The sequence below is a fragment of the Pseudomonas sp. p1(2021b) genome, assembly GCF_020151015.1.
GTDB classification, from domain to species: Bacteria; Pseudomonadota; Gammaproteobacteria; order Pseudomonadales; family Pseudomonadaceae; genus Aquipseudomonas; species Aquipseudomonas putida_K.
Window position 1 is genome coordinate 3,351,999 of sequence record NZ_CP083746.1, and the last position, 23,733, is coordinate 3,375,731.

General features: G+C 65.1%; 21 protein-coding genes and 1 pseudogene. 8 read left to right on the plus strand and 14 right to left on the minus strand.

Annotated features, from left to right (window positions below):
- The first annotated feature begins 58 nt into the window (after positions 1-58).
- Positions 59-271 (plus strand): hypothetical protein, encoded by a 213-nt coding sequence (locus K8374_RS15535; protein WP_224456298.1) that lies wholly within the window; start codon positions 59-61, stop codon positions 269-271.
- A 171-nt stretch (positions 272-442) separates the two neighbouring features.
- Here the strand turns inward: K8374_RS15535 and K8374_RS15540 are convergent, their stop codons facing one another.
- Positions 443-1,159, minus strand: a complete 717-nt coding sequence (locus K8374_RS15540; protein ID WP_224456299.1) for a class I SAM-dependent methyltransferase — start codon at positions 1,157-1,159, stop codon at positions 443-445.
- A 518-nt stretch (positions 1,160-1,677) separates the two neighbouring features.
- Here K8374_RS15540 and K8374_RS15545 point away from each other — a divergent pair.
- Both K8374_RS15545 and K8374_RS15550 read left to right on the plus strand, forming a co-directional pair.
- On the plus strand, positions 1,678-1,920 hold the full coding sequence (locus K8374_RS15545) for a hypothetical protein (protein ID WP_224456300.1): 243 nt from the start codon (positions 1,678-1,680) through the stop codon (positions 1,918-1,920).
- A 157-nt stretch (positions 1,921-2,077) separates the two neighbouring features.
- Positions 2,078-2,353, plus strand: coding sequence for a DUF3077 domain-containing protein (locus K8374_RS15550; RefSeq protein ID WP_224456301.1), 276 nt, complete (start codon positions 2,078-2,080; stop codon positions 2,351-2,353).
- Between the two features lie 174 nt (positions 2,354-2,527).
- Here K8374_RS15550 and K8374_RS15555 read toward each other — a convergent pair whose 3' ends face one another.
- The 13 genes and pseudogenes from K8374_RS15555 to K8374_RS15615 all read right to left on the minus strand — a co-directional run bounded on the left by K8374_RS15555 (position 2,528) and on the right by K8374_RS15615 (position 16,448).
- A complete protein-coding gene (locus K8374_RS15555) occupies positions 2,528-3,223 on the minus strand; it encodes a response regulator (protein WP_084854691.1) in 696 nt (231 codons plus the stop codon).
- Positions 3,220-5,874: a sensor histidine kinase gene (locus K8374_RS15560; RefSeq protein ID WP_224456302.1), complete on the minus strand. Its 2,655-nt coding sequence runs from the start codon at positions 5,872-5,874 to the stop codon at positions 3,220-3,222. The genes K8374_RS15555 and K8374_RS15560 overlap by 4 nt, the downstream gene beginning before the upstream one ends.
- Before the next feature lie 153 nt (positions 5,875-6,027).
- Positions 6,028-6,579 (minus strand): annotated as a pseudogene (gene kdpC / locus K8374_RS15565) (potassium-transporting ATPase subunit KdpC); the annotation flags it as partial.
- A gap of 11 nt (positions 6,580-6,590) precedes the next feature.
- A complete protein-coding gene (kdpB, locus tag K8374_RS15570) occupies positions 6,591-8,645 on the minus strand; it encodes a potassium-transporting ATPase subunit KdpB (RefSeq protein WP_224456303.1) in 2,055 nt (684 codons plus the stop codon).
- A 10-nt stretch (positions 8,646-8,655) separates the two neighbouring features.
- Positions 8,656-10,350 (minus strand): potassium-transporting ATPase subunit KdpA, encoded by a 1,695-nt coding sequence (gene kdpA, locus K8374_RS15575; protein WP_224456304.1) that lies wholly within the window; start codon positions 10,348-10,350, stop codon positions 8,656-8,658.
- A 9-nt stretch (positions 10,351-10,359) separates the two neighbouring features.
- A complete protein-coding gene (kdpF, locus tag K8374_RS15580) occupies positions 10,360-10,449 on the minus strand; it encodes a K(+)-transporting ATPase subunit F (RefSeq protein ID WP_224456305.1) in 90 nt (29 codons plus the stop codon).
- Between the two features lie 290 nt (positions 10,450-10,739).
- On the minus strand, positions 10,740-11,798 hold the full coding sequence (locus tag K8374_RS15585; protein ID WP_224456306.1) for an AI-2E family transporter: 1,059 nt from the start codon (positions 11,796-11,798) through the stop codon (positions 10,740-10,742).
- Between the two features lie 13 nt (positions 11,799-11,811).
- Positions 11,812-12,594 carry a DUF4892 domain-containing protein gene (locus tag K8374_RS15590; RefSeq protein WP_224456307.1) on the minus strand — a complete coding sequence of 261 codons (783 nt, stop codon included), beginning with the start codon at positions 12,592-12,594 and terminating at the stop codon, positions 11,812-11,814.
- A 109-nt stretch (positions 12,595-12,703) separates the two neighbouring features.
- Positions 12,704-13,558 (minus strand): alpha/beta hydrolase, encoded by an 855-nt coding sequence (locus tag K8374_RS15595; protein WP_224456308.1) that lies wholly within the window; start codon positions 13,556-13,558, stop codon positions 12,704-12,706.
- The gene (locus K8374_RS15600) at positions 13,555-14,343 is read right to left on the minus strand and encodes an alpha/beta fold hydrolase (RefSeq protein WP_224456309.1); all 789 of its coding nucleotides are present in this window, start codon (positions 14,341-14,343) and stop codon (positions 13,555-13,557) included. The genes K8374_RS15595 and K8374_RS15600 overlap by 4 nt, the downstream gene beginning before the upstream one ends.
- Positions 14,344-14,604: 261 nt before the next feature.
- Positions 14,605-15,063 (minus strand): phosphohistidine phosphatase SixA, encoded by a 459-nt coding sequence (gene sixA / locus K8374_RS15605; RefSeq protein WP_224456310.1) that lies wholly within the window; start codon positions 15,061-15,063, stop codon positions 14,605-14,607.
- Positions 15,060-15,407 carry a DUF4389 domain-containing protein gene (locus tag K8374_RS15610; protein ID WP_224456311.1) on the minus strand — a complete coding sequence of 116 codons (348 nt, stop codon included), beginning with the start codon at positions 15,405-15,407 and terminating at the stop codon, positions 15,060-15,062. Before K8374_RS15610 ends, sixA begins: the two co-directional genes overlap by 4 nt.
- Positions 15,408-15,422: 15 nt before the next feature.
- Positions 15,423-16,448, minus strand: coding sequence for an NAD(P)H-dependent glycerol-3-phosphate dehydrogenase (locus tag K8374_RS15615; protein WP_224456312.1), 1,026 nt, complete (start codon positions 16,446-16,448; stop codon positions 15,423-15,425).
- A gap of 139 nt (positions 16,449-16,587) precedes the next feature.
- Here K8374_RS15615 and K8374_RS15620 point away from each other — a divergent pair, with 139 nt between their 5' ends.
- The 5 genes from K8374_RS15620 to fabB all read left to right on the plus strand — a co-directional run bounded on the left by K8374_RS15620 (position 16,588) and on the right by fabB (position 23,593).
- Positions 16,588-18,741 carry a TonB-dependent receptor plug domain-containing protein gene (locus K8374_RS15620; RefSeq protein ID WP_224456313.1) on the plus strand — a complete coding sequence of 718 codons (2,154 nt, stop codon included), beginning with the start codon at positions 16,588-16,590 and terminating at the stop codon, positions 18,739-18,741.
- Positions 18,741-19,631, plus strand: a complete 891-nt coding sequence (locus K8374_RS15625; protein WP_224456314.1) for an ABC transporter substrate-binding protein — start codon at positions 18,741-18,743, stop codon at positions 19,629-19,631. The genes K8374_RS15620 and K8374_RS15625 overlap by 1 nt, the downstream gene beginning before the upstream one ends.
- Positions 19,628-21,550 carry an ATP-binding protein gene (locus K8374_RS15630; RefSeq protein ID WP_224456315.1) on the plus strand — a complete coding sequence of 641 codons (1,923 nt, stop codon included), beginning with the start codon at positions 19,628-19,630 and terminating at the stop codon, positions 21,548-21,550. Before K8374_RS15625 ends, K8374_RS15630 begins: the two co-directional genes overlap by 4 nt.
- A 295-nt stretch (positions 21,551-21,845) precedes the next feature.
- A complete protein-coding gene (gene fabA / locus K8374_RS15635) occupies positions 21,846-22,361 on the plus strand; it encodes a 3-hydroxyacyl-[acyl-carrier-protein] dehydratase FabA (RefSeq protein WP_043211383.1) in 516 nt (171 codons plus the stop codon).
- Between the two features lie 11 nt (positions 22,362-22,372).
- A complete protein-coding gene (gene fabB, locus K8374_RS15640) occupies positions 22,373-23,593 on the plus strand; it encodes a beta-ketoacyl-ACP synthase I (RefSeq protein WP_084854676.1) in 1,221 nt (406 codons plus the stop codon).
- The last annotated feature ends 140 nt before the right edge of the window (positions 23,594-23,733 follow it).

The following is a 23,733-nucleotide window of genomic DNA, read 5'->3' on the forward strand; positions in this document are numbered from 1 at the left end:
TTTCTCCCTACTTGGTTTTAGCATGATGCATAGAACTAAACTTACAGAAAAAGGTATCATGCGTAAGGCATTTGAAAAAAAACGGTGCGAAACGCGCCTGGTCCGTGCAGGCGATGGGTATGCGGATCTTGAAATAAACCATGAATGGTCGATATGGCAATCAGCTTGGCTGGCCGCAATGAGAACCAAGCTTGATCTACATACTGATGAATTACGCAGCGTTTTAACAGACGAAGAAATTGATTTCATGAGGAATATTTTTAGACGCTAGGGCGGGCGCAATTGTCTTGTTCGCGTTCTCAGGGTTGTCACCCGCCCCCTCAGATGCCCCTCTCCGAGCAGGTCAGGCACGACGACCGGTAGTGGATACAGACTCTGATGCCAAAAACAGTGTCTGCGTTTTTACACAGCCTCGGTCAAAAGCGGCCTTACACGTCCATGTTCAGACCATTTTGCAAGTCAACCAGGCTCCCCAGAAAAGGCTGCTGAAGAAACGGGTAGCATTCCCGAATCCGGCATCATTCAGCAGCTTTTGAACCGCTGCCTCGGAATGTGGAGGGTCGGCACCTTGAAGGATTTTCCCAAGCTTGACCTTCACTTCGTCCGGGCTGGCTCCATGCTGCCGCCACCGTTGCCCCCAGGCAGCGAGGAGTAACGGCTGGCTGGCATACGCATATTGATTCCCCGCGACAATCAGCGGCGCACCCGGTTTTAGATGAGCCTGAATGGATCGTAAAATTTGTCGCTTGGATTCATCCCCATCGAGATGGTGGAGTACCCCGATCAAGGTAGCTGCGTCGTATGACTCATCTGCTACCAAGTCTTCAATATGCCCAAGATGCATAGTCGTTCTTTCGAGCAAGTTGTTTGCGTCTAACTGCTGCTTCGCTGCCTCCAGCATAGGCCTGGATGGATCAACGGCAGTGAAGCGCCAACCCGGTTCGAGCTTGGCCATAGAAATGATCTCCTGCGCCGTACCGCCAGCGCCCACCACAAGTATTTTTGCCGAGCCCATGTTGCCCAGACTTGCCGCCAGCATGCACGCAGCCAAGTCTTGGCAGGCATCGTATCCGGCCAGTGCAATGCGGCTTTGTCGGGCGTACTCATTGGCCCGTGAGATATCAAATTTTTCAGCTGAGTTGAGAGAGGATGATTTCAAGGCGGTTCTCCATGTCCTCAGATCACGCTACGCCACCCTCAGGAATAATAAAAATTCATTAATTCTATGCACTGTATTCCTACAAGGAATGTGGGGTTCAAACCATCTCGCCTCTCTCAGATTTTATCTTCGATGAAGGGCAGCTATGGATCAAAACGGCCAACCCTATGGAGCTACGGTCCTACCAAGCGGACCTATTTCGGGTCGGACCTGAACAGTAAAAATCAGACTTCTCCCCTTCCCTGTAGTCCATTTCCCAAACATACTCCTGTCGCCTTTTTTCCGTTGCGGTCGCTCTGGCGGCGCTCTAGTCTCGGCGTGTCGCTGAGATCAGCGATCGGCTTTGACAGGCCGTAACGGTACATGGCAAACAGCTCGTCCTTGATGGCGGCTGTACGTGCGGGCACGCTTGCGTGCGCCGGAGCTCGCTATGTCCGCCGGTCTGTCAACCCACGTACAGCTGCCACCCTTCTGTTTGACAGCAGGCAGGTGGTCGCACCTTTAAAGGACGTATGCAAATGTTGAAGATCGTTCCCGATCCACCCCAGAACCACCACTCTCTCGAAGACACGATCATCCAGGCCTCGGAGTACGCCCTGTGTGCGCAGACCGTGGCGCATCAGGCGAGTCAGCTGCTGCCCAAGTCACCGGTCTCGATGCTGATGATGGCCTCGATGCATGAGCTTGAAGCGCTGCGTGTGTTGCTTGAGTCGGCGCTGCACCAGATGCAGGTGCCGGCGGGGCCGCGGACGCTGCATTGATAAATCGAGTTGTTCGTTGTCTGGGCTGGCCCTATCGCCGGCAAGCCGGCTCCCACTGGTCCTGCGCTGTGTTCAGAGACACCGCCACACCTGTAGGCGCTGGCTTGCCAGCGATAGGGCCGGCTGGGCAACGAGCATTTCAGGGAGATTGAGCAAAATGACCACAGATGACACCCAGGCCAAAACCACCGTTGGCAAGACGAAGTTCTACCAGGGCGCGGGCATGACCGAGCCGCTGTTTTGCATTGAGCCTGGCATTCCCTGCCACTATGCACGCGAGCAGGCTTCGGAGTTGATGGGGTATGTGCGGGATATGACCCTCACCGGGGTGATGGAAGACAAACCTCAGTTGGTGTGGGCGTCGTATTACCTGGCGGCGCTGGCCAAGGCGCTGATGGATGATGCAGAGCTGGGAATGATGCGCCGGGTCTAGTGCCCCGCTGATAATACTTTTTGATTTTGCGGGCTCTTTGTAGAAGCGGGCTTGCCCTGCGATCAAGGACGAAGGCCTTGTCAGACAGTCGCGGTGGCAGGACCGGTCCAATCGCGGGACAAGCCCGCTCCTACAGAGTATGCGCCGCGCTTGCGGTTTGTGAAACAGCCCCAGTCAAGCCGTCGGCGCAACCAGGCGATAGCCCACACCCGCCTCGGTGATGATGAACCGCGGCGCCGTCGGATCATCCCCCAGCTTCTGCCGCACATGCGCCACGACGATGCGCAGGTAGTGGGTGTCGTCCACATGGGTCGGCCCCCAGATGTCCTTGAGCAGTTGCTGCTGGGTGATCACCCGCCCGGGATGGCCGGCCAGCTGGGCCAGGAAGGCGTACTCCTTGCGCGTCAGCGCCACCTCGGCACCGTCGAGCGTCACCTTGCGAAAGGCGAAATCCACCACCAGCGGCCCGAAGCTCGCCGATGACAGCGCGCTGCCCGTCTGGGGAGCCTGGCGCAGCAGTGCGCGCACACGCGCGAGGAATTCCTGGATGCCGAAGGGCTTGGTCACGTAGTCGTTGGCGCCGCCGTCCAGGGCGTCGACCTTCTGTACTTCGCTGGCACGCACCGACAGCACCAGCACGGGCACGGTGCTCCATTCGCGCAGCTCACGCAATACCTGCTGGCCGTCCATGTCCGGCAGGCCGAGGTCGAGCACCACCAGGTCCGGCTTGGCCAACGCCGCCTGGGCCAGGCCTTCGCTGCCGGTGGCGGCTTCGAGCACCTTGTAGCCCTGGGAAGCCAGGCTGATACGCAGGAACTTGCGGATCTGTGGCTCGTCGTCGATGACCAGCAGGGTGGCGGATTGACTCATGAGGCTTCGCTTTCAGGTTCAGGTTGAGGGGGCAGCGGCAAGCATAGAGTGATGCAGGTGCCCTGGCCATCGATGCCATCGTCGACCAGGATCTTGCCGCCGTGGGCACCGATCATGCCCTGGCAGATCGCCAGGCCCAGGCCGGTGCCCTGCCCGCCTCGGTCACCGCGGGCAGCGGTGTAGAACATGTCGAAGATCATTTCACGCTCGGCCACCGGGATGCCTGGGCCTTGGTCGCTGACGGCAAAGCACAGCTGCTCGTTCTGGAGGGCGACGCGCAGTTCCAGGCGGCCGTTGGCAGGCGAGAAGCGGGCGGCGTTTTCCAATACGTTGATCAGGGCCTGTTCGATCAGCGCTGCGTGAACGAACAGCAACGGCAGTTCGGCGGGGACGTCGGTATGCACGCGCAGGGGCGCCAGGACTACGCGCAGGCGGTTGAGGGCGCTGCCGACGATGTCGGCCGGGGCTACCCAGTCACGGGCGAGCTTGAGGGTGCCGTGGCCCAGGCGGGTCATGTCCAGCAGGTTCTGGATATAGCGATCCAGGCGCTCGGCTTCGTTGCGGGTGCCCTCCAGCAGCTCGCGACGGTCGTCCGGGGGGATGGCGTCGCCCAGCGCCAGCAGGCTGTCGATGCTGCCGCGCATGGCGGTCAGGGGGGTGCGCAGGTCGTGGGACACCGAGGCGAGCAAGGCGCTGCGCAATTGCTCGGTCTCGCCATGCAGGCGCGCGGCCTCCAGCTGCTCGCCGAGCCGGGCGCGGGCCAGGGCCTGGGCCAGGGGTTGCCCCAAGGCCATGAGCAAGCGACGGCGCTGGGTGCTCAGGGAAGCATCCGCGCGTGGACGCACACCGAGCAGGGCCAGGGGCTGGTCCTCCACCGACAACGGCCACCACCACCACCGCCCGTCGGGCAAGGTGTCGCTGCCATGCCCAGCAGCCTGGCCGTGTTGCCAGGCCCATTCGGCAGCGGCGCGCTCGTTGTCGGTCAGTTGCGGTTCGTGGCCACTGGCGGCGCGCAGCTGGCGGTCGCTGTCGCGCTCCAGCAGGCACACCTGCATGTCCTGCCAACCGTCCAGGTGCTGGCCAGCGGCGCTGAACACGGCCTGGCGGTCGGTGGCCACGGTCAGCCGGCGCGACAGATCGAGCAATTGCGTGGTTTCGGCCTGGGTTTCCTTCAAGGCCTGTAGCTGCCGGCGCTGACGGGTGGCCAGGTTGCCGGTGAGGGCGGCCATGAGCAGGAAGAACACCAGGGTCAGTACGTCTTCTTCACGCTGGATGCTGAAGGAAAAGGTGGGCGGAATGAACAGGAAGTCGTAGCTCAGGAACGACAGGGCCGCACAGGCCAGGGCCGGCCCCAGGCTGCTACGCACCGCCACCAGCAGCACCGCGACGAGAAACACCAGAGACATGTTGGGCAGCGGCAACAGGCTCGACACGGCCCACGATACGCCAGCCGCCAGCACGGTCGCCAGCAACGCCAGGAGATAATGGCGCCACACCCACACTCGCTTGGCCGCCGCACCTGCTTTTTCGGGCTGGCCGTCACGATCGAGCACATTGATTTCCAGGCCGTGGCTTTCGCGCAGCAGGCGCATCGCCACACCGCCTCCGAACAGACGCCGACGCAGGCGATCACGGGACTGGCCGACCAGCACCAGGCTGGCGCGGCGCTCGATGGCGTGCTGGATCAATGTGCGGGTCACTTCGCCGGCACGCAGCACCACCACCTCACCGCCCAGGCGTTCGGCGAGCTGTTGCGCGGCCTGCAAGCGTTGCCGAGCGACCTCGTCGCGCAGCCGGCCGCTGTCGACATGCACCAGGCTCCACGGCAAGTGTCGGCGCTGGGCGACCCGGCTGGCATGACGTACCAGGCGCTCGGCCTGCTCGTCACCATCGACGCCCACCAGCAGTCGACCGCGCAAGGCCGGAGCCTCCTGGCCACGCTGGCGGTAGCCGCTGGCAAGGTCCGCGTCGACCTGGGCAGCGGCAGTCTGCATGGCCAGCTCACGCAGGGCGGTGAGGTTGGTTTGGGAGAAGAAGGCATCGATCGCTGCCCTCGCCTGCTCCGGCACGTAGACCTTGCCCTCGCGCAGGCGCTCCAGCAACTCGCGGGGCGGCAGGTCGATGAGCACCAGTTCGAAGGCTTCCTGCAGCACCCAGTCCGGCACGGTTTCGCGCACTTGCACGCCGGTGATATCGCGGACCTTGTCGTTGAGGCTTTCCAGGTGCTGGACGTTGACCGTGGTGTAGATGTCGATACCGGCGGCCAGCAGTTCCTGGACGTCCTGCCAGCGCTTGGCATGGCGGCTGCCAGGGGCATTGGTATGGGCCAGCTCGTCGACCAGCACCAGGGATGCAGTGGCCTTGAGCAGGCCATCGAGGTCCATTTCCTCGAGGGTGACGCCGCGGTATTCGCTGCGCAGCAAAGGCTGTTGCGGCAGGCCGCCGAGCAGTGCTTCGGTCTCCGCGCGGCCGTGGGTTTCCACCACCCCGGCCAGCACCCGCGTACCCTGGCGTTGCTGGGCGTGGGCAGCCTGGAGCATGGCGAAGGTCTTGCCTACCCCCGGGGCTGCGCCGAGGAATACCTTGAGCCTGCCGCGACCTTCGTGCGGCAGGCCCGCCAAGAGCGCATCGGCGCGGGTGGCGTTACTCATGTTTCATCCTTCATGTACGCGGCTGTTCCCCTGGAGCGGCCTTGTGCCGCGAAAGGGCCGCAAGGCGGCCCCAGCTATCTGGGCGTTATCGCACAAATCCTGGGGCTGCTTCGCAGCCCTTTCGCGGCACAAGACCGCTCCTACACGCGGAGACACAGGCGCCAAACGCTGCAGAGCCTGGTTCAGCGCCAGCACATTGACCACAGGCGGGCCGATCAATGGGTGGAGGGTGGCCTCTTCGAGCAAGGCTTGCAAGCGCTCCACTGGCACCTGTCGTGCTGCTGCCACACGCGGAATCTGGTAGGCGACCGCTTCCGGTGGAAGCTGCGGGTCCAGGCCGCTGCCCGAAGTGGTCAGCAAAGCCAGCGGCACAGGGCCCTGCCCTGCGTGATAGAGCGCTGCCGCATCGGCCTTGACCCGCTCGGCCAACGCCGTATTGCTCGGTGAGAGATTGCTCGCGCTGCTGGCCACCGTGGCGTAGCCGCCCGCCGAAGGCCGTGAATGGAACCAGGCATCGCCCTCGAACGCCTGGGCGATCAGCGTCGAGCCGCGCACGCGGCCCTGCTCGTCGTGGACCAGGCTGCCATTGGCCTGCTCGGGGAAAGCCACCTGGGCGATGCCGGTCACTGCCAGGGGATAGAGGGCGCCGGTGATCAGCGTCATCGACAGGGCCAGGCTCAGGGCCGGGCGCAGGTAGGTCGTCATGTTCGTCTCCTTCAAACCAGGTGCAGGGCATTGAGCAGCAGGTCGATCAACTTGATCCCGGCGAATGGCACGATGATGCCGCCCACGCCGTAGATCAGCAGGTTGCGCCGCAGCAGCTGGGCCGCGCTCGCGGCTTGCACCCGCACACCGCGCAGGGCGAGCGGGATCAGCACGATGATGATCAGGGCGTTGAACACGATGGCCGAGAGGATCGCGCTCTGCGGGCTTTGCAGTTGCATCAGGTTGAGTACGCCCAGTTGCGGGTAGATCGAGGCGAACAGCGCCGGCAGGATGGCGAAGTACTTGGCCACGTCATTGGCGATGGAGAAGGTGGTCAGCGCACCACGGGTGACCAGCAGCTCCTTGCCCACCTGTACCACGTCCAGCAACTTGGTCGGGTCGCTGTCCAGGTCGACCATGTTGGCCGCCTCGCGTGCGGCCTGGGTGCCATCGTTCATGGCCATGCCGACATCGGCCTGGGCCAGGGCCGGGGCATCGTTGGCGCCATCGCCGCACATGGCCACCAGGCGACCGTCACCTTGTTCCTGGCGGATGCGCGCCAGCTTCTTCTCCGGTGTGGCTTCGGCGAGCACATCGTCCACCCCGGCCTCGGCGGCGATAGCAGCGGCGGTGAGTGGGTTGTCGCCGGTGACCATCACCGTGCGGATACCCAGCTTGCGCAGCTCGGCGAAGCGCTCGCGGATGCCGGGTTTGACCACGTCCTTGAGATGGATCACCCCCAGCAGGCGCGTATCCAGGCATACCAGCAGCGGCGTGCCGCCCCCCTGGGCGATACGCTCCACCTCGCGGGCCAGGGGGGCCGGCATGTCCAGGCGTTGCATGCCGACGAAGGCCAGCACCGCATCCACCGCGCCCTTGCGGTAGCGGCGCTGTTGCAAGTCGACGCCGGACAAGCGGGTTTCGGCACTGAAGGCAATCGGCGCGACTTCGCCTGCCGTGGGTTCGTCGAAGTCGTACTGCTGGCGCAGGTACTCGACGATCGACTTGCCCTCGGCGGTGTCATCGGCGAGCGATGCAAGCCATGCCCCCTCCCCCAGCTCGCGCGCAGTGATGCCCGGTGCTGCATGCAGAGCGCTGCAGCGGCGGTTGCCGAAGGTGATGGTGCCGGTCTTGTCGAGCATCAGCGTGTGCACATCGCCGGCGGCCTCCACGGCGCGGCCCGAACGGGCGATGACGTTCAGCCGCACCAGGCGATCCATGCCGGCGATACCGATGGCCGAGAGCAGGCCGCCGATGGTGGTCGGGATCAGCGTCACCAGCAGCGCGGCGAGGAAGATCAGCGGCAGGCTGCCTCCGGCGAAATGGGCGAACGGCTGCAGGGTGACCACCACGATCAGGAAGATCAGGGTCAAGCCGATCAGCAGGATGTCCAGGGCGATCTCGTTGGGTGTCTTCTGGCGCTTGGCGCCTTCGACCAGGGCGATCATGCGGTCCAGGGTCGACTCGCCGGGGTTGCTGGTGATGCGGACCAGCAGCCAGTCGGAGACCAGGCGGGTGTTGCCGGTGACGGCCGAGCGGTCACCGCCGGACTCACGGATCACCGGCGCCGACTCACCGGTGATGGCCGCCTCGTTGACCGCGGCGATGCCGTCGAGCACCTCGCCATCGCCCGGAATAAACTCGCCGGCGACGACCTTGACCACATCGCCCTTGCGCAACTGGGTGGCGGCGATGGTTTCGAACGAGCCGTCGCTTCTACGCCGTTTCGCGACCAGGCCCTGGCTACCGGCCTTGAGGCTGTCGGCTCGGGCCTTGCCACGGCCTTCGGCGAGGGCTTCGGCAAAGTTGGCGCACAACACGGTGAACCACAGCCACAGGGCGATCTGCGCTGCGACGCCTACGCTCACGCCACTGCCGGGGGCCACACACAGCACAGTGGTCAGCACGGCGGTAAGCGCCACCACCAGCATCACCGGCGAGCGCTTGAGCTGGCGTGGGTCGAGCTTGACGAAGGCTTGCACCAGGGCCGGGCGCCAGAGGGCGGCAAAACGGGTCTGGTCGGCAGCAGCGTGATGGGTGTTCACATCGGAAATGGGCATGTTCATGGAGGATTCCTCAGAAACCCAGGCTCAGGTATTCGGCGACCGGCCCCAGGGCCAGGGTCGGCAGGAAGGTCAGGCCACCGACCAGCAGGATGGTCACCAGCAGCAGGACGGTGAACAGCGGGCCATGGGTGGGGAAGCTGTTCAAGCCTTGGGGGGCGCGCTGCTTCGCCGCCAGGCTGCCCGCCAGCGCCAGCACCGGCAGGATGTAGCCGAAGCGGCCGAGGAGCATGGCCAGGCCGATCATCAGATTGTGGTACGGGGTGTTGGCGCCGAAGCCGGCGAACGCCGAGCCGTTGTTGGCCGTGCCCGAGGTATAGGCATAGAGCAACTGGCTGAAGCCGTGGGGGCCCGGGTTGGTCACCGCACCAGCAGGGCCTGGCAGGCTGGCGGCGAGGGCCCCGAGCACCAGCACACCGATCGGCATCACCAACAAGGTCACCACCAGCAGTTGCACCTCTCGCGCCTGGAGTTTCTTGCCCAGGTATTCCGGCGTGCGCCCGATCATCAGGCCCGCCAGGAACACGGCGACCAGCACGAACAGCAGCATGCCGTACAGGCCAGCCCCCACGCCGCCGAAGATCACCTCGCCCACCATCATGTTGACCATGGCCACCATACCGGTCAGGGGGTTGAGGCTGTCATGCATGGCATTGACCGAACCGTTGGAGGCAGCCGTGGTGGTGACCGTCCACAGCACCGAGGCGGTCGTGCCGAAGCGGCTCTCCTTGCCCTCCAGCGGTGCGGCTTGTTGCACCTGGGCGCTTTGCAGGGCCGGGTTGGGCTGTTGCTCGGACCACAGCGCCGCAGCACCGCCGATCAGGAACAAGCCGAGCATGCAGGCGAGGATGGCGCGGCTCTGGCGCAGGTCCTTGACGTAGTGGCCGAACGTGAACACCAGCGCTGCCGGAATGAGGATGATCGATGCCACCTCGAACAGGTTGCTCCAGGCCGTGGGGTTCTCGAAGGGGTGGGCGGAGTTGACGCCGAAGAAGCCACCGCCGTTGGTGCCCAGTTGCTTGATGGCGATCTGGCTGGCGGCCGGGCCCAGGGGGATGGTCTGGTCGGCGCCTTGCAGGGTCAGGGCATGGGTATAGTCGGCGAAGGTCTGCGGCACGCCCTGCCATACCAGCAGCAGCGCCAGCACCAGGCACAGCGGCAGCAGCACGTAGAGGGTGGCGCGCGTCAGGTCCACCCAGAAGTTGCCCACCGTGGTGGCCGAACGCCGAGCGATGCCCCGGCACAAGGCGACCAGTACGGCCAGGCCAGTGGCGGCACTGACGAAGTTCTGCACGGTCAGGCCGATCATCTGGCTCAGGTAGCTGACCGAAGCCTCGCCGCTGTAGGCCTGCCAATTGGTGTTGGTCATGAAGCTCACGGCGGTGTTGAACGCCAGCGACCACTCCTGGCCCGCCAGGTGTTGCGGGTTGAGCGGCAGGCTGCCCTGCAGCAGCAACACCGCGAACAGGATCACGAAGCCCACCAGGTTGAACGCCAGCAGCGCCAAGGTGTACTGCTTCCAGTTCTGTTCCTGCTCGGCACGTACGCCAGCCAGGCGGTAGCATCCCCGCTCCACCGGCCCGAGCACCGGTGACAGCCAGGTCCGCCGGCCTTCCATGACCCTGAAGCAGAACCGCCCAAGCCAAGGCGCAGGCAGCAGCACGATGGCGAAGAATGCCGCCAGCAATACATAGTCGTAACTGTGCATGGCCACTCCCTAGCCGCGATCGGCGCGCAGCAGCGCCACCAGCAGGTAAACCGCCAACGCCACTGCCAATAGCAGCGACACCCCATCGAGCATGTTCATGTGCGAATCTCCCGTTCCACGGCTTGGGCCGCTTTAGGGAAATTGTCCGAGTCAGGGGCGTAAAGGGGCGAGATCGGGGGGTGGGTCAGGGCATAAAGAGTGCGTAAAAATCAGCTGTTTTCGGTGCCTGAACCGGCCCAATCGCGGGACAAGTAGGAGCGGCCTTGTGCCGCGAAAGGGCCGCAAGGCGGCCCCAGTTGTCGTGGCGTTATCGATGAAATCCTGGGGCCGCCGCGCGGCTCTTTCGCGGCGCGAGGCCGCTCCTACAAGGGAACCGCGTGGGGCTATCGTTATGGCTGCGCCTGCGGGGGCTGCTGCCCGGCGTTGCGGCTCCAGTCCAGCAGCAGGCTGTAGCCCACGGCCAGCAAGGTCGGGCCGATGAACAGGCCGATGAAGCCGAAGGCGATCAACCCACCGAACACCCCGAGCAGCACGATCACCAACGGCAGGTTGCCGCCGCGGCTGATCAAGTAAGGCTTGAGCACGTTGTCCACGCCACTGATGATGAAGGTGCCCCACAAGCCGAGGAACACCGCCATGCCGTACTCGCCCTTCCACACCAGCCAGCCGGTGGCAGGTATCCAGGCCAGCGGCGGCCCCATGGGGATCAGGCTGAGCATGAAGGTGACCAGCCCCAGCACGATGGCACCCGGTACGCCGGCGATCAGGAAACCGATCATGGCCAGCAGGCCCTGGGCGGCGGCGGTGCCGATCACGCCGTTGACCACACGCTGCACGGTCCCGGCCACCAGGTCCAGGTAGTACTCGGCGCGCTCGCCCATCAGCCGCTGCAGCAGGCGCAGGACGAAGGCCGCCAGGCGTGGCCCGTCGCGATAGAAGAAGAACACGAACACCAGGCTCAGGGTCAGCTCGAGCACGCCGCTGCCGATCTGCGCGCTGCGTGCCAGCAACCAGTTGCCCACCTGGCCCAGGTGCGGCTTGACCGACGCCAGCAGCGCAGCGCCCTGTTGGTCCAGGGACGCCCACCAAGCCACCAGGCGTTCCCCCACGAAGGGCATGTTGCCCAGCCAGGCCGGCGCATCGGGCAGGCCATCGACCTGCACGTCGCGCACGAAAGCGGTGGCGTCGCGGATGTGGTCGGCCAGGTTGAAACCCAACCACACCAGCGGCAGGGCCACCAGCAGAATCCACACGGCGGTGAGCAGGCCCGCAGCGAGAGTTTCCCGCCCACCCAAGGCCCGCGTGAGCAGGCGCATCAACGGCCAGCTGGCAAAGGCCAGGATCGCGCCCCACAGCAACGCCGAGATGAACGGGGCCATGACCCACAGGCCGGCGCCGAGCAAGGCCAGGAGAAGGATCTGGATCAACAGCCGGTCATTGTTGGCCATCGTGGCACTCCGCTCAACGGATCAATTCCAGGTGCAGCCCATCGGTGGTGGCAGTGCCCACTTCCAGGCGCGCGGCGCGCACGCCAGCCTGCACCAGTTGCTCGCGCCAGGCTTCGGCCTGGGCGCCGCTGAGGCTGGCGCGCAAGGTGCTGTCCAGGTTCAGGCTGCGCCCGAGCAAGGCCACCCACGCCGGTTGCGGCGCGGCCAGGTCAGGGTAGTCCAGCTTGCCGGTGTCGCGCAGCTCGCGCAGCACCGTGGCCGGGGTCGGCAGCAGCTCGCCCAGGGGGCTGGCGGAGACGAACTCCTCGACATGCAGATAGGCGCGGCGGTTGCCCCGGGTGACGCTGTAGAGTGAGACCAGGGTGTCGGCCTCGTCGGCAGAGCGGCGCAGGAGGATGAACGCCTGCTGCTCGTCGCCGCCGTTGAGCCGGGCGTTGGCGAACACCTCGTTGGCCCATAGGCTGGCCTCGCCGCAATCGCGGCCCTGGCACCAGAACAGCGGGTAGCCGCCATCGCGCTGCAGGGCTTCGCGGGCGCTGGTGAAGGCTTCACGGGCAGTGCGCTCCACAGGCAGCTCGTAGGTGACGGAACTCACCTGCCCGCGGCTCTCGACTTTTTCCTCGACCCGCAACCGGCCACTGATCTTGCGCAGCGGGCCCATGGGGTAGACCCGTTCCTGCTCCACGGCCGGCCGCTGGTCGACCACCTTGGCGTCCACCGGCACCGGCAGGCTGCCCGCCCACGACAACGGGCTGGCCAGGCCCAGGCACGCGGCGATAAAAATACGTGCGCTCATCGGCCACCCTTTACGCCCAGGGCGCCGGTGAAACTGTCCAGGATGTCTGGCATGTGCATGGTTGTCTCCCTGTTCAACCCGCCAAGCCTCGACACTTGTTCGGTGCAAGTCAAGAAAAGCCGAAGAAGCGATTGAAACAGTCTGCAACAAGGGTTGCACCGTGTTCGTCGTTCAGGTGCAGGTGATGGCCACCGGGCAAGGTGACCTGCTCGAAGGGTAGCTGCTCCAGCAAGGCCGTGTGGCGGACGAGCATGCCGTCGGCGGCCACCACCAGGCAGGCCGGGCATGCGACTCGCTGGACGAAGGCCATGGCCTGGGCGTCGTTCAGGCGCATCGGCGATGGCAGGGTCAGGCGGCTGTCGCTGCGCCAGCTGTAGCCACCCGGGACCGGCATCAGGCCACGCTGGGCGAGCAGCTCGGCGGCTTCGCGGCTGACCGCGACCATGCCCTTCATGCGCGCCTGCACGCCCTCCTCCAGGGTCGGATACACCGACTTGCGCTTGCCGTCCAGGCGCAGCTGTGCCTGCAGGGCCATGCCCAGGCGCTCGGCAGCGTCCTGTTCACGCCCGGTGGGCGGTACCACGCCGTCGATCAGCGCCAGGTGGCTGACTCGGTCTGGCAAGGCGCCGGCCAACTGCACCGAAATGATCGCCCCCAAGGAATGCCCGATCAGGCCAAAACGCTGCCAGCCCAACTGCTCGGCCACCCGCAGCACGTCGTGGGCGTAGTCGGTCAAGGCGTAGCCGGCGCCTTGGGGGCGGTGTTCGGAATACCCATGCCCGGCCAGGTCCAGGGCGACGATGCGCAGGCCTTTCAAGCGCGGCGCCAGGCGGATGAAGCTGTTGGCGTTGTCCAGCCAGCCGTGCAGGGCGATCACCGGTAGGCCATCGGCCGGGCCGAACAGGTGCGCGGCCAGCTCGATGTGGCCCAGGGCGAGGCGGACCTCCTCGACCTGCGTGTTCATGGGCGGCTCCAGCGGGCGAACAGGCCTTTGAGCAGGCTGGCGGTATCGCCCGGACGCTCCAGCGGGAACATGTGCCCGCCCGGGATGCTGTGGTATTCACCCTTGGGCAGGGTACGTACGGCCAGGGCATGGTGCCGGCGAATCACCCCGCTGTGATCGCCGCGCACCATGGCCAAGGGCACCTGCAACCGGCGCGCGGGCGCCGGGCTGACATGGGGAATGCTGCGGTAGATGCGGATTTCGGTGTCCGGGTCGAAGCAAAGGCGCAAGCCCTCCCCGGTCGCCTGCAGGCCGTGCTCGAGGTACGCCTCCAGGCACTCGGGATCGAAGTGGCGGAACAGGGTCTTGCTGGCGAAGTAGGCCCGGGCGCTGTCGCGATCGGGAAAGGCCTCGCGTCGCCCCAGGGTGCGCCCAGCCGGCGTGATGCGGTCGATGAAACCAAAACGCTTGGCCGCACGGATCAGCCACTGGTCGGCACGGGTCAGCACCGGGGAGTCGAGCATCACCACGCCACGGTAGTACTGCGGGCAGCGTAGTGCCGCATGCAGGTGCAGCACCCCGCCCAGGGAATGGCCGACGCCCCACACCGGCTGCTCTTGCCGGGCAAGGTGGTGCAGCAGTTCATCGACCAGGTTCTGCCAGTTGTCGTCGACCGGGAAGCGCGGGTCATGGGCATGCTGGGCCAGGTGCTGGACCTGGTAGTCCGGCGCCAGGGCGGCGAACAGCTTGCCGTAGGTGGCCGAGGGGAAGCCGTTGGCGTGGGCGAAGAAGATCTGCTGCGACATGACGGCCGGGTCTGCGTGGAAAATGAGCGTTCATTTTCGACAAGGGGCGCAGGGGCGGCAACGTTCGGAAAAGTCATCCGAGACGGCGATCAGGCCATTCGCGGGCCTTTATGGCACTTGGGGCCCGTTGTGTGCTGCTTCGTCTGTTCATTTAAGGTTGTCAGGGTAGGCCTTGAGACAGGTGCTGCCCGTCAGATCGAGCGCCGCCCGCGCGGCGCTCGATCTGACAAGCACCGAAGCGCTTTAAGGGAACATTACCACTCACCCCGCGTGATGCAGCCCCCGCAAGGTCATCAACCCCGCCAGCGGCCAATCCCCTTCGAGCTCCGCCAGGCTGGCGGTGCTCATGGGCGCCGGTTGCTGGCCATGGCCATGCTCCAGCATACCCACCAGGTTACCCACCAACGGTTGGTGGCTCACCAGCAGCACCTGCTCCAGGCCCAGCTTGTCCAGCTCGCTGATCACCTCGCCGGCAGCGCTGTCAGGGGTCAGCCAGGAAACCGTGCGCACCGGTTCGGCGAACCCGAGTGCATCGTGTACCAGCGCCGCCGTCTGCTGGGCCCGCACGTAGGGGCTGGCGATGATCGCATCCAGTGGCTGCCCCAACAGGCGCGCAGCGCTGCGCACGACCTGCTCGCGCCCGTGGGCGGTCAGGCGCCGCTCGGCATCGGTGTTGGCCCGCGGCTCGGCCTCGCCATGGCGCAGCACCCAGAGCTTCACAGCTTGGGCTCCTCGTCACGCACCGGGTGGGCGGCCGCGGCCACCTCATGGGGTTGCTCGCCCTCCGGGGCGCGGGGCGCTGGCCAGTCAGCAAACGGCCAGGGCTTCTGGTCGCTGTGGAAGGTGCCGAAGCGACCGATCTGCGCCAGGTACTGGCTGAGGCTGTCGCCGAAGTTCATCAGGCTGCCGTTGGGCGCGCCATAGACCAGGCGGTAGATCAGTTGCACCAGCACCAGGCCGCCCAGCAGCAGTTGGGCCACATGCCAGACCAACAGGAATACCAGCATCCACAGTACCCGCAGGATGATCGATTCGCGCTCGGCGCGGTTTACAGGGTCATTCATGGATTGGCTCCGGGGTCAGTTGAAACCGCTGATGGAAATGAAATCGACGTCGGTCTTGGGTTCGGCACGCATCAGGTGCTCGATCACCTGGTTCAGGGTACGCCCTTCGAACAGGATCGCATGCAGCCCGGCCACCAGCGGCATGTATACCTGAACCTCCTGGGCCTTGGCCTTGAGCACTTTGAGGGTGTTGACGCCCTCGGCCACCTCGCCCAGGCGGCTGACCGCCTGCTCCAGACTCAGGCCCTGGCCCAAGGCGTGGCCAACCTGGTAGTTGCGGCTTTTGGGCGAGGAACAGGTGACGATCAGGTCGCCGACGCCGGCAAGGCCCAGGAAGGTCATGGGGTTGGCGCCCAGGCTCACGGCGAAGCGGGTCATCTCGGCCAGGGCACGGGTGATCAGCATGCTCTTGGTGTTCTCGCCCATGCCCAGGGCCACGGCCATGCCAGCGATGATCGCGTAGACGTTCTTCAGCGCCCCACCCAGCTCGACACCGAAGCGGTCGGCGCTGGCGTACACGCGGAAGGTGCGCCCGTGCAGCACGGCCTGCACCCGCTGGCAAAGGTCTTCATCCTCGCTCGCCACCACGGTGGCAGTCAGGGCGTGCTCGGCGATCTCACGTGCCAGGTTCGGCCCCGAGAGCACGCCGATGCGAGCCTGTGGAGCGATCTCTTCGAGGATCTGGCTCATCAGCTTGAAGCTTTGCGCCTCGATGCCCTTGGTCAGGCTCACCAGGCCCTTGCCGCGCAGCAGCTGGGCATGGGGCGCCAGCACGCTGCGCAGGGCACTGGACGGCAGCGCGACGAAGATCAGGTCGCAAGCCTGCAGGGTGGCCAGCAGGTCATTGACCGGCTCGACCCCGTCATGCAGGCGGATGCCCTTGAGGTAGCGCGGATTCTCGCGATTGACGCGCATGGCCTCGGCCTGCTCCGGGTCACGCATCCATTGGCGCACCGGCACGCCGTTCTCCGCCAGCAGGTTCGCCACGGCGGTGCCGAAGCTGCCGCCTCCCAGAACTGCAACAGGTTGCTGTTCAGTCATATCCAATCCGTTAAAGCCAATAAGTTAAGTGGCGACCGGGGCATTATACGGTGCGTATGCGACAGGGCCAGTGTCAGAGCTGTCGCAAACAGGTCATGGGCAGCACAGGGCACTGGCAAAACCCAAACGGTCGGTTAACATGCCTGTTTCATCCCCGAAACAAGGCCGTACCGTGTTCCCTGGCACGCCACCCTTCCCGCGCCTGTTGTTGCTGACTGCCCTCGTGGGCGGCCCGGCCGTGGCCGACGACATGTTCCTCGACAACCAGGACCTGCCCCAGGTTCTGACCGCAACCCGTCTCAAACAATCCCCGGCGGCCGTACCCGGCAGCATGACGGTGCTCGATGCCGAACTGATCCGCGCCAGCGGCGCGCGTGATATCCCCGAGCTGATGCGCCTGGTGCCCGGCATGATGGTCGGCTACGGCGCCGGCAACCAGCCGACGGTCAACTACCACGGCAGCAACGTCAGCGATGCCCGGCGCATGCAGGTGCTGATCGATGGCCGCTCGGTGTACCGCGCGGGCCTGGCCACGGTGGACTGGAGCGACATCCCGCTGGCCATCGAGGACATCGACCGCATCGAGGTGTTCCGCGGCCCCAATACCGTCAGCTATGGCGCCAATGCCCTGATGGCGGTGGTCAACATCCTCACCCGCAACCCAGCCGACAGCCACGGTACCCGCTTGAAGGTGACCCGCGGCCAGGATGGCATCAACGACTTCTATGCAAGCCAGGGCTTCGGCTGGGAAGGCGGCGACATGCGCCTGTCGCTGTCCGGCATGCAGGATGATGGCTTCGATTCGGACGCGCTCGGCAACGACTACCGCGACAGCCGTCGCCTGAATCGCTTCAACCTCAGCGCCAGCCACAACCTGGCCATGAATCAGACCCTGGAGTGGCAACTGGCGGCCAAGGAAGGCAGCAACCAGCGCCCGTATACCTACCAGCCGGTGTTTCGCAACACCCTCACCGGTGACAATGCCGACGTCAATGCCAAGGACTACGCAGGCTCGGTACGCTGGAACATCGACTTCAACCCCGAGCACAGCTTCTATATCCAGAGCTCGGCCCAGCATTTCGAGCGCGAGCAGGTCTGGCGCGCCTGTGATGCCGCGCTGGCGTTCAGCCCGCAGATGACGCGGATGTGGCAACTGGACCCGAATTTCGCCGAACGCGTGGCGCGCAACATCAACAAGGGCAAGGACAGCCTGCCCACCACGAGCGACCCGGTGCTCAACGACCTGCTCGACCAGGTCCAGAATGAATGGAGCAACGGTGCCAGCGACACCGTCTGCGGCGACGTCGACCAAAGCACCCGCGAGAGCCGCTTCGACCTGGAGATCCAGGACACCCTGAGCCTGACCGAAAACCTGCGTCTGCTCAGCGGCATGAACTACCGTTACGACCGGGCCGACTCGCAGACCTACTTCAACGGCAGCCTGGACGACCAGACCTGGCGCCTGTTCGGCCAACTGGAATGGCGCGCCAACGAGCACTGGATCGTCCAGGGCGGCGCGATGTTCGAAGACTCCCGGCTTTCCGGCAGCTCGCTCACGCCGCGCATGGCCGTCAACTACCTGATCACCCCGCGTCATGGGTTACGTGCGGTGTATTCCGAAGCCGTGCGCTCGCCGGACATGTTCGAGAATAACGTCAACTGGAGCTACACGGTCGACAACCTGAGCTCCAACATTTACGGGTTCAAGAGCGGCGAATACTTCGTCAAGACCCGCGGTCCGGGCAACCTCGAACAAGAGCGCATGCGCTCGCGCGAGCTGGGCTACAACGGCAACTTCAGCGACATCGACCTGAGCATGGATGTGAAGCTGTTCTACGACGAGATCACCGGAATGATCAGCGAGCCGCTGCGCAACAACCAGTACATCGCCAGCAATGCCAACAAGGCCCGCTTCAGCGGCAGCGAGGCGCAGCTGGACTGGCGCCCCACCCTGCACGACCGCCTGCGCCTGACCTACGCCTACGTCGACGCCTGGGCCAGCAACCCCAACGACCGCCGCCTCAGCGCGCGCAACAGCGGCTCGGCCGGCTGGATGCGCGATTGGGGCGAAGGCTGGTCGAGCGCCCTCTTCTACTACGGCGACGACGCCCTCAACGGCTACCGCTACGAGCGCATGGACCTGCGCCTGGCCAAGCGCTTTCGCTTCCAGGGCACCAGCCTTGAGCTGGCTGCACTGTGGCAGCAACGCCTGGACGACGAGCCGGTCACCCTCGAACAGAACCGCTACGACAGCCGCCATCGCCTGAGTGTCAGCGCGGAGCTCGAGTTCTGATGCGCCTGTTGCTGCGCCTGTTGCTGTTCTGCCTCTGGCCGCTGGGCACGGTATCGGCCAGTGAGGTGCTGCTGGTCGGGGCCAGCGACCAACCGGGCATCCGCAGCTTCGTCAGCGCCCTGCAAGCGCACCGCCCTCAGGATCAGGTGCACTTCAAGACCGTGGTGGATCTGCCGCGGCCCGGCCAGTTGAAGGCCGACGTGCGCCTGGTGCTGCTCGATGTCGCGGCCCTGGAATGGCGCCTGGGCGAGGCTGCGGGGCCGCCTGCCCTGGCCCTGAGGGTCAGCCGTGTACAGGCCGAACAACGCCTGGGAAAGTCGCGGCCGGCGTACCTCTGCCTGCTGTGGAGCGACCCACCGCCCGCTCGGCAGTTGCGCCTGGTTCGCTACCTGCTGCCCCAGGCTCGCCGGGTCGGTGTGCTGTATGGCGAGCACAGCCGCTTCCTGCTTGACGAGCTGCGCCTGGCAGCCCGTCCGCTGGGTCTGGAGATTGTTGCCCAGGACTGGCCGGACCCGCGTGACAGTCGGCCCCTGCAACGCCTGCTGGGTAACAGCGACGTCCTGCTGGGGATCGACGACCCGGACCTGTACAACTCCAAGACCGCCAAGAACGTCCTGCTCAGCACCTATGGCCGGCAGATGGCGCTGGTGGGTCCGAATGCCGGCTTCGTCCGCGCCGGGGCCCTGGCCAGTACCTTCAGCGACCAGGACGACTGGCTGGCCGTGCTCGATCAGTTGCTCGACCGCCCTCCAGCCAGTTGGCCACGCAGCCACTACCCCGCGCACTATGGGGTGACCGGCAACCAACAGGTGGCACGTGCCCTGGGCCTTGAGCCGATCGACGCCGAGGCCGCGGCCGTGGTGCTGGCCGAAGGAGAACCCCTGCCATGAGCAACCGCCTGAGCTGGGACATCCATACCCGCACCCAGATGATCAGCCTGGGCCCTGCCCTGCTGCTCACCTTGCTGCTGATCAGTTTCTTCACCTTCGTGCGTATCCAGGACTTGCGCCAGGAGCTCAACCATACTGGCCAGCTGATCGCCAACCAGCTGGCGCCAGCTTCGGAGTACGGCGTGATCTCCGGCAACAACGAGGTGCTGGAGAGCCTGATGCGGGCCACGCTGAGCATTCCCCACGTGCGCTTTCTGGAAGTCCAGGACAGCCGCAACCATATCCTGGTGTACGTCGAGCAGAACGGCGAGAACATCAACCGAGCCCAGCGTGTGGAAGTGTTCCAGGCGCCGATCCGCCTGCAGCAGATCCGCCTGGACAACGACTTCCTGCAAGAAGGCAACACGCCCGTCCCAAGCGTTGGCGACGACTACCTGGGCCGCGTCATCGTCGGCATGTCGGACGACGCATTCAGCCAGCGTCAGCAGGAAATCCTCACCAAGGCGGGCATCCTGGCCTTGTTCGCCCTGCTGTTCACCTTCCTCCTCGCGCGGCGCCTGGCCATGAGCCTGGCCAAGCCGATCAGCGACATGGGGCATGCGGTCAAGGCCATCCAGAAGGGTGAATTCAATGTGCCACTGCCGGTGGTCGATGACAGTGAACTGGGTCACCTGGCCCGCCACATCAACAACCTGGCCAGCGCCCTGGACCAGGCCAGCGCCGAACAGAAGCAGGCCATCGCCCAGCTGACCCAAGCCCGCGAAGAGGCCGAGCAGGCCAACCGGGCCAAGTCGGACTTCCTGGCGATGATGAGCCACGAACTGCGTACCCCCATGAACGGCGTGCTGGGCATGCTGCAGCTGCTCGAGACCACCCAGCTGACCAGCGAGCAGGCCGACTACACCGCGGTGGCCAGCGAATCGACCGGCCACCTGCTCAAGGTGATCAACGACATCCTCGATTTCTCGCGCATCGAGCGCACCGCCGTGGAGCTGGAGCAGATCGGCTTCAACCTCGGCGAGCTGGTCGCCAATTGCGTGCAATCGTTCCAGCACAGTGCCCAGCAGCGCGGGCTGGACCTGCGCCTGCAACTGCTGCCAGGGATCGACCGGTTGCAGGTCACCGGCGACCCGACCCGGATCCGCCAGATCCTGCTGAACCTGATCGGCAACGCCTTGAAGTTCACCGAGCAAGGCCAGGTGGAGGTGGACGCCCGCTGGCACATGCTCGACCCGCAGCTGGCGTGGTTCACCTGTGCAGTACGCGACACCGGCATCGGCATCGACAGCGACCGGCTGGAAATGATGTTCGTGGCGTTCCAGCAGGCCGACAGTTCGATTTCCCGGCGCTATGGCGGTACCGGCCTGGGCCTGGCGATCGCGCGCACCCTGGCCGAACGCATGGGTGGGCAACTGCGTGGCGAAAGCCGCGAGGGCCTGGGTTCGACCTTCACCCTGGAAATCCCCCTGCCCCTGGCCTCGCCCTCGGCAGCCCTGCCCAGCACCAGCACGGAGCGCCAGACGCCGCTGCAAGGCGGACGCATCCTGCTGGTGGAGGACAACCCGGTCAACCAGAGCGTCATCGATGCCATGCTGCGCAGCCTGGGCTTCGATGTCAGCATCGCCAGCGATGGTGCCCAGGCGGTGGACCAGGTCGCCCAGCAGTCATTCGCCGCCGTCCTGATGGATTGCCGCCTGCCTGTGGTGGACGGCTATGAGGCCACCCGGCGCATTCGGCTGCTGCCAGATACCGCACAGCTGCCGATCATCGCCCTGACCGCCAACGCGTTGCAGGGCGACCGCGAGCGGTGCCTGGCCGCGGGCATGAACGACTACCTGAGCAAGCCGTTCAAACGCACGGAATTGCAGCAGGTGCTGCAACACTGGTTGTCCGGCCGGACAGCCGCCACTGGCGATTAGCGCGCAAATGCGTCAGTCTAGGGGAAATATGGGCCCGGGCGAGGCTCGTTCGCTGTCATGGAGGGGGTCGCCTGGCGACGCAAGCATCGGAATTCGCGCCGTGGCCACTAGACAGGACCTGCCCAGGCCTTGAAAATAAGCGTTTCAGTGCACACCTGTACTTCTTTGCCAGGTGCGCTGTGACTTTCACCACAACGCAATAGTCTACTTGTAAGCTGCCGCCCCGGACTCAACGCACGTCGGGCCGGCCGGGAAGATTCAGCCCCAGCCGCACGGGGATTATTGAGGAGCTCGCATGACCAAACAAAACGCCTTTACTCGGGAAGATTTGCTGCGCTGCAGTCGCGGTGAGCTGTTCGGCCCAGGTAATGCGCAACTGCCCGCCCCGAACATGCTGATGGTCGATCGCATCACCCATATCAGCGCCGAAGGCGGCAAGTACGGCAAAGGTGAATTGGTCGCCGAGCTGGATATCAATCCGGACCTGTGGTTCTTCGCCTGCCACTTCGAAGGCGATCCGGTCATGCCGGGCTGCCTGGGCCTGGACGCCATGTGGCAGCTGGTCGGTTTCTTCCTCGGCTGGCAGGGCCTGCCGGGCCGTGGCCGCGCCCTGGGCTCGGGCGAAGTGAAATTCTTCGGCCAGGTACTGCCGTCGGCCCAGAAGGTCACCTACAACATTCACATCAAGCGCGTCCTGAAGGGCAAGCTGAACATGGCCATCGCCGATGGCTCGGTCAGCGTCGACGGTCGCGAGATCTACACCGCCGAAGGCCTGCGGGTCGGCGTGTTCACCTCCACTGACAATTTCTAAGGGTTATTCGCATGCGCCGCGTCGTTATCACTGGTCTGGGCATCGTATCGTGCCTGGGCAATGACAAAGCTACCGTCACCGAAAACCTGCGCAACAGCCGTCCGGGTATCCGTTACAACCCGGAATACAAGGAAATGGGGCTGCGTAGCCAGGTTTCCGGTTCCATCGACCTCAACCTCGAAGAGCTGATCGACCGCAAGGTCTATCGCTTCGTCGGCCACGCCGCTGCCTATGCCTACCTGGCGATGCAGGACGCGATCAAGGACGCCGGCCTGACCGAGGAGCAAGTCTCCAACCCGCGTACCGGCCTGGTCGCCGGCTCCGGCGGCGCCTCCACCCTGAACCAGATGGAAGCCCTGGACACCCTGCGCGAGAAAGGCGTCAAGCGCGTCGGCCCGTACCGCGTCACCCGCACCATGGGCAGCACCGTATCGGCGTGCCTGGCCACCCCGTTCAAGATCAAGGGCATCAACTACTCGATCTCGTCGGCCTGCGCCACTTCGGCACACTGCATCGGCACCGCTCTGGAGCAGATCCAATGGGGCAAACAGGACATCGTCTTCGCCGGCGGCGGTGAAGAAGAGCACTGGAGCCAGTCGTTCCTGTTCGATGCCATGGGCGCCCTGTCGACCAAGCGCAACGAAACCCCTGAACTGGCATCGCGCGCCTACGACGCCGACCGTGATGGCTTCGTCATCGCAGGCGGCGGCGGCATGGTGGTGGTCGAGGAGCTGGAACACGCCCTGGCCCGTGGCGCCAAGATCTACGCCGAAATCGTTGGCTACGGCGCGACGTCCGACGGCTACGACATGGTCGCTCCGAGCGGCGAAGGCGCGATCCGCTGCATGCAGCAGGCGCTGTCCACCGTCGACACCCCGATCGACTACCTGAACACCCACGGCACTTCCACCCCGGTCGGCGATGTCGCCGAGATCAAGGGCGTGCGTGAAGTGTTCGGCGACAAGGCACCGAAGATCAGCTCGACCAAGAGCCTGTCGGGCCACTCGCTGGGCGCCGCGGGCGTGCACGAGGCGATCTACTGCCTGCTGATGATGGAAAACAACTTCATCGCCGGCTCCGCCAATATCGACGAGCTGGACCCGGAGGTCGCCGACCTGCCGATCCTGCGCAAGACCGAAGAAAACGCCAAGATCGATACGGTCATGAGCAACAGCTTCGGTTTCGGTGGCACCAACGCCACCCTGGTGCTCAAGCGCTGGACTGGCAAGTGACAGCCTGACCCTGCCGTAACGAAAACGCCCCGACTGGTTCGGGGCGTTTTCATTTGTGCGCCTGGAGATTGCCGGGGGCGCTGTGCGCCCCTTTCGCGGCGCAAGGCCGCTCCTACACCGGACAGGTAGGAGCGGCCTTT